Source organism: Variovorax sp. CAN15, assembly GCF_030462475.1.
Classification (GTDB): Bacteria; Pseudomonadota; Gammaproteobacteria; order Burkholderiales; family Burkholderiaceae_C; genus Variovorax.
Genome location: NZ_JASMRZ010000158.1, coordinates 1 through 4,009, shown reverse-complemented (window position 1 = coordinate 4,009; position 4,009 = coordinate 1). Strand labels below are relative to the sequence as shown.

The following is a 4,009-nucleotide window of genomic DNA, read 5'->3' as shown; positions in this document are numbered from 1 at the left end:
GTCCTGTGCTGGCGCGGTCTTTTTCGCAGGCTCGGCCGCGTTGATCTGTGTGCATGCTGCGAGGAGCAGCACGCCAAATGCGAGGCTTCTTGCTGTTGTGATTTCCATGTAGGACTCCAGGGTTCGTTTGGTGTTGGTGGGACGCGAGCTCACTGGGCCACGACAGCCAGGTCGTAGACGCGAAGAGCCTTGCCGCCCTCGAGGAAGCGAATCCCCATCGGCACGTCCAGTCCGCCGGATTTGCCCGCCAACTGAATCAAGGCATCCTTCAGGCTTCCCGAATACGTTCCCCGCATTTCGGCGGCGGCGGGAACGTCGCGGGCGGCCTCCCACTGAAGCCGAACGCCCGCGGCTGTTGTCCAGCTCGTGAAGATGTCGCGCAACGTGCGCTCGCCGCCTACCGTCCAGCTGGTCGGCGCTTCAGCACTTGGAGACAACGGGTTCGCGGCCGCAGCCGCGACATTGCCGGCAGGGCTGCTCTTCACTGCTGATGCGACTTCCGTTTCCGGCGGCGGGGGCAAGAAGTCGTTCATCTCGGGTTCGCCGACATAGGCCAGCACCGACGGGGTCGTGACGGGCGTGTATTCGGGAGGCAGTGCCTCCCCATCCTTCACCCTCCTCGTCCAGGCTCCAGCTGCAGAGACGCGTCCGGCGCGCACAAAGAAGGCCCGTGTAGCGGTGGTAGGGCCTACGACCAACACGACCCGAAACAAGCCTTGAAGTGGTTGGTCGATCCAGTAGTTCAGCGGCAGCGCACTGCTGTCGCTCGATGGCTGTGCCGACACCATCGGCGCCGCGGCGACGGCGTAGCCGCTGCGGCGCAAAACCGATTTGAGACGCTTGCTGAAAGGATCTACCGCCTGTGCGATTCCGAATTCCGTACTGGCGGGCGGGTACGTGCCGCGCAGGAAGTCGCCGGCCTCGTTGGCGAGAGCGATTTCAACGTCCGGTGTCGCGGCCGCGAGGTTGCCGCTGGTCGGGACGGGCAACCTCGTTGCGCAGCCGGACGCGAGGGCGACCGCTGCGGCGGCCGCGAGCATTCGCAGGTGAAGCGAGCTAGGTTTCATCTCACTTCCCGCGCTGAATCGTGACGCGGTCTTGGGCAGAGCCAACGCCGGCGATGAGGATTGCCTTGTCGAAGAGCGCGTCGACGATGTACCGGTTCCCCTGCACGCGGTAGTTCACTACGCCCGTCTCTTCCTCCGTGAAAATGCCTCCGTCTTTGCGCACCACGAGCAACACGGGTGCCTCCGATTGCGACATGGTGGAAGGCATCTGCAAAATCGTCTTGCGGCCATCGTTGTAGACACGCACCGGCTTCCACGGCGCGCTGCCGGAGAGCGTGTAGTCGAAGCTCAGATCGCCGAGATACTCGCCTGTACTCGGGATCGTCGCGTCACGCCGCTCCTTGACTTCGCGGTTGCGCATCGCATCCCACTTCGCCATCGCCTCTTCCGGATAGGAGAAAGCGACTCTGGGCATGAAGTCGCTGCGATGGGAGCGCAGCCGCAGGTGATAGGTCCTGCGATTGGTCGTGACTACGAGCGATGTTTCGAGGCCGACGTCTTGAGGCTTGATGATGAGATGGATGACCTCGCCTGCGCCGCTTCCAGAGATTGCAGGCTCGATGGTCCAACGAACCTGATCGCCGATCTGGAGGGAGTTGACCTGTTCGCCAGGCTGAAGCTCCACGTCGCACACCTGGAGCACGGCGCAGACGATGCTGGGCTGAGACGCACCATAAGCAAAGCGCACCGTTCCATCACTACCCGCGATCGGCATCATGGGCGAGGTCCCGCCCTCCTGCCACTTTCGAGCGATCGCGAGAGCCGCTTGCTCCTGCGCTGAAAGAGAGGGATTCGGATTGGTGAAGAATTTTTCCGAAGCGAGGTCGGTTTCGCCTCTGACCACCACAGGAGCAGGCGCAGGAAGCGGCGCGCGCCTCGAGCTGGCTTCCCGGTCGATCCGGGAAGGCTTTGCACGTGGTGCAGATGCAGGGACTTGCGCAGCTGACGCTGCCGGCGCGGGTGCGGGCACCGACGCCGGCGATGGCGATGATTTAGCGGCTAAATTTTCCGAAGGGATGGACAGCGGCCCCGGCGGAAGGAGGCCTTCTGGAGGGGCTGCGAAGCTGAGCAGGGGCGCGAGTGCAATCGCCCACGCAATGGTTCGAGTACGCGTGTTCATGGAAATCCTAGAGTTGCTTTGACCACGAGAAGTCGCGGACGTAGATCAAGAGCGGGTTGTCTCGCAGCTGTTCAGCCGTCGTCTTCGCCGAAGCGGGCGCGGTGTAGACCGTTACCAGCGCGCGCATCCGCACAGGGGGCGCCTTCATCGCGCCATTCAAATCGCGGGTGGTCTCCGCCCAATCGATTTGCCACGTCGTGGGCGACTGTGGAAGCGCCGAGATGACTTCGGTATTCACGGTCTCGCTTGCCGCCCTCTTGAAGGGGCTGGACTGCGGCGTGCTGTTCATCCACTCGTTCATCTTCACGATGGCGGGCACGTTCGGCGCCAGGTGCGCGTACACGCGGAAGATGGCCTTGCGTTGCAGCGCGATGTCGGGCGTGACGAGGCGAGCGTCTTCAATGAACTCGCGGACAGTGCGCTCGATGACGCGGGGGTCCACCGGGCCAGCACGGTCGAGGACGATAGGCGTGCCCAGCTTTCCCAGGTTGTCTTGCACGACCACGTAGGGAACAAATTTCGACTGCATCGCTACTGTCGTGAGGCCACCCACGGAAGCGAGCACGATCAGGAGCGCGAGCACGCCGACCAGCTGCCACAGCCGCCGGGAGGCAACCACGCCTCCGACATGCGAGTTCCATTCGCGGCGTGCATTGAGGTACGGGTTTCCCGTGCTCGAGGAGGGATCGGGCGTGCCGGCGTCAGCCTGCAGGCGCTTGCTTTTGAAGAGTTTCATGCTTGTGCTCCAGCCAGAGCTGCCAGGGAGATGTCGTTCGTTTCGAGCCACTCGTCGACCCACGCGGGGCCGTGTGTGCTCTCCAGCTTTTTCACCAGAGCGAGTGACTCCTTGTCCGTCTTGCCGACGAAGGCCAAGGCAAGGGGACCCAAGGCGAGGTCGAAGAGCCGGCGGCCCTTCTCCGAGAGGTAGTAGTAGTGCTTCTTCGGCGTGGCAGCAGCAATGATTTCAATCTGCCGCTTGTTGCAGCCCAAGCGCTCGTACAGCTTGGATGTCTCGACGTCACGTGCTGCACCATTGGGAAGAAAAATCTTCACCGCCGTCGACTCGGCGATGACGTCCAAGATTCCAGAGTCGGCTGCGTCCGTGAGACTCTGCGTGGCCAAGATCACGGCGCAGTTGGCCTTGCGCAATGTCTTCAGCCATTCGCGGATTTTTTCGCGGAAAACCTTGTGGCCGAGCATCAGCCAGGCCTCGTCCAAGATGAGCGCGGCCGGCTGGCCGTTCAGAGAGCGTTCAATGCGTCGGAAGAGATACAGCAGCACGGGCAGTGCGTACTTCTCGCCCATGTTCATCAGCTCTTCGATTTCGAAGACGGTGAAGTTGGAAAGCGAGAGCCCATCTTCCTCGGCGTCGAGCAACATCCCCATCGCACCGTCGGCTGTGTAGACCTCGAGCGCTTCGCGGATCTTGTGGTCCTGCACCAGGCCGACAAGACCGGAGATCGATCCTGTGCCGTCCTTGTGCATTTGCAGGAGTGCGCGGGCAATTTCTGTGCGCTGCCGCGGCGACGTGTCGAGCCCGTTCAGCGCGAGCATCGAATCGATCCAAACCATGGCCCACGCGCGGTCGCCGCGGGTCTCAAGGAAGCGGAGCGGCGCGAAGTTCAGTTGGTCGTCATCCGCAGCAACGTTGAAATGCAGACCGCTTTTTCCGTCAGTGCCGGCCCGGATCGCCGCAGCCAGTGGATAGAGCGACTGCCCCTTGTCGAACGCGAAGATTTGCATGTTGGGATAGCGGCGCAGCTGGGCTGCAGTCAAGCCCAGCAACGTCGACTTCCCAGCGCCAGTCGGGCCGAAGATGAAC

At 62.6% G+C, this 4,009-nt stretch carries 3 protein-coding genes and 1 pseudogene; all 4 read right to left on the bottom strand.

Annotation, left to right across the window (positions count from 1 at the left end; translation table 11 throughout):
* Positions 1 to 149 precede the first annotated feature (149 nt).
* The gene (locus QMO14_RS32910; RefSeq protein WP_301512322.1) at positions 150 to 1,040 is read right to left on the bottom strand and encodes a TcpQ domain-containing protein; all 891 of its coding nucleotides are present in this window, start codon (positions 1,038 to 1,040) and stop codon (positions 150 to 152) included.
* Between the two features lie 28 nt (positions 1,041 to 1,068).
* Entirely contained in the window at positions 1,069 to 2,187 is a 1,119-nt protein-coding gene (gene trbG / locus QMO14_RS32905) for a P-type conjugative transfer protein TrbG (RefSeq protein WP_301512320.1), read from the bottom strand.
* Positions 2,188 to 2,194: 7 nt separating this feature from the next.
* Positions 2,195 to 2,923 carry a VirB8/TrbF family protein gene (locus QMO14_RS32900; protein WP_301512318.1) on the bottom strand — a complete coding sequence of 243 codons (729 nt, stop codon included), beginning with the start codon at positions 2,921 to 2,923 and terminating at the stop codon, positions 2,195 to 2,197.
* Positions 2,920 to 4,009: pseudogene (locus tag QMO14_RS32895) on the bottom strand (conjugal transfer protein TrbE); the annotation flags it as partial. The pseudogene QMO14_RS32895 and the gene QMO14_RS32900, both read right to left, overlap by 4 nt.

Coding starts and splice junctions, on each gene's coding strand:
- QMO14_RS32910 (WP_301512322.1), bottom strand. CDS start 1,040: ATGCTCGCGGCCGCCGCAGCGGTCGCCCTCGCGTCCGGCTGCGCAACG.
- trbG (WP_301512320.1), bottom strand. CDS start 2,187: ATGAACACGCGTACTCGAACCATTGCGTGGGCGATTGCACTCGCGCCC.
- QMO14_RS32900 (WP_301512318.1), bottom strand. CDS start 2,923: ATGAAACTCTTCAAAAGCAAGCGCCTGCAGGCTGACGCCGGCACGCCC.